This window comes from Candidatus Accumulibacter vicinus (assembly GCF_000584955.1).
GTDB lineage: Bacteria > Pseudomonadota > Gammaproteobacteria > Burkholderiales > Rhodocyclaceae > Accumulibacter > Accumulibacter vicinus.
Map to the genome: position 1 here is coordinate 13,508 of NZ_JDSS02000036.1, position 1,479 is coordinate 14,986.

The 1,479-nt window shown below is 63.1% G+C and carries 1 protein-coding gene and 1 pseudogene; both read left to right on the forward strand.

What is annotated here, in order from left to right:
- A pseudogene (locus CAPSK01_RS23345) lies at positions 1-125 on the forward strand (ParA family protein); the annotation flags it as partial.
- A 59-nt stretch (positions 126-184) separates the two neighbouring features.
- On the forward strand, positions 185-1,479 hold a 1,295-nt coding region (locus CAPSK01_RS15665), incomplete at its 3' end, for a caspase domain-containing protein (protein ID WP_273703819.1).

Here is a 1,479-nt window from a genome sequence, read left to right on the forward strand (position 1 = left end):
CCTTCCTTTCGGCTTCGATCAAGATCCGGGAGTCGCACCATCTGGCTCTGCCGATGATCCACCTCGATCCACGGCACAAGCTGACCGGTGAGTTTTCTGCCCTCTACGACCTGCTGTCGCAGTGAGCATATCCGGCTCTGCCGGGTGTATGATTTTCCTTTGTCATTGATGCGGGGAGATCGATATGCCTGCGGTACGACCATGCCTGCGGCTGTTGGCAACGCTTTTCATGCTGCTCGGCTGGGGTGCGGTGGTCGCTGCCCCGGCCAAGGCTCAGGTAGCGCTGGTCGTCGGGATCGGCGCCTATCAGAATGCCCCGGCGCTCCCCAACCCGCCCAGGGATGCTCGCGCCGTTGCCGATTCGCTGAAAAAACTCGGTTTCCAGGTGGAACTGGCCGTCGATCCGGACAAGGCCCGGCTGGAGCAGGCGGTGAAGCGCTTCGGCGACCAGTTACAGGGCGCCAAGGTCGGCCTTTTCTTCTACGCAGGTCATGGCCTCCAGGTCAGCGGCCGGAATTACCTGGTGCCGGCAGATGCCAAGATCGAAAACGAGCGCTCGCTGCCTTTCGCTGCAGTCGACGCCGACCTGGTCCTGACGCAGATGGAAACTTCGACCCCGGTCAGTCTGATCTTCCTCGATGCCTGTCGCGACAACCCCTTTTCCCGTTCTTTGGCACGCAGCATGGGGACCCGTTCAGCCGCCGTTGGCCGCGGTCTGGCCCAGATTGCCGCCGGCGAGGGCTCGCTGATCGTTTTCGCCACCCAGCCAGGCAATGTGGCGGAAGACGGGCAGACCGACCATAGTCCGTTCACCGAGGCCTTGCTGAAAAACCTGGCCGCACCTGGACTGGAGGTGCGGCAGATGTTGACCCGCGTACGCCAGCAGGTCAAGGAGCAGACCAACGGCAAACAGATTCCCTGGGATCATTCGTCGCTGACCCAGGATTTCTATTTCATTGGGCCGACCACGGTGGTCGTCCAGTCGCCGCCGGCGTCTGCCGCCCAGCCGCCGCCGGTAGCGGGCGTCGACCCGATGGCGGTCCAGTTGTCGCTCTGGGAGTCGGTGCGCACCAGCCAGGACCCTGCCGATTTCGAGGATTACCTCAAACAGTACCCGGATGGCAAGTTTGCTGCCGTTGCCCGGCGTCGTCTGGCCGCGCTGAAAAGCGCCTCGCAGAAGGAACGTGAGCCGGTGCGACAGGAATCCCAGTCAGCCAGGTCGGAGCCGCCGGTGGAGCGCCAGCCGGCGCTGCCGCCGATCACAGTGCCCGATAAACAGGCCGGGTTCGACGTCATGATGCAAGGAACCGCCACCAATCTCACTGTCGGCACGACCGCCCAGGTGCAGTTTCAATTGCGCCGTTTCGGCACCGGCGTGACGGCTGCCATCCGGGTTTTCCCGCCCTTGTTCGCTACCGGCGTCCTGCAGGGACAGTATCAGGAAGGGCAGTGTATGATGCAGGGATGGATGAACGAAGG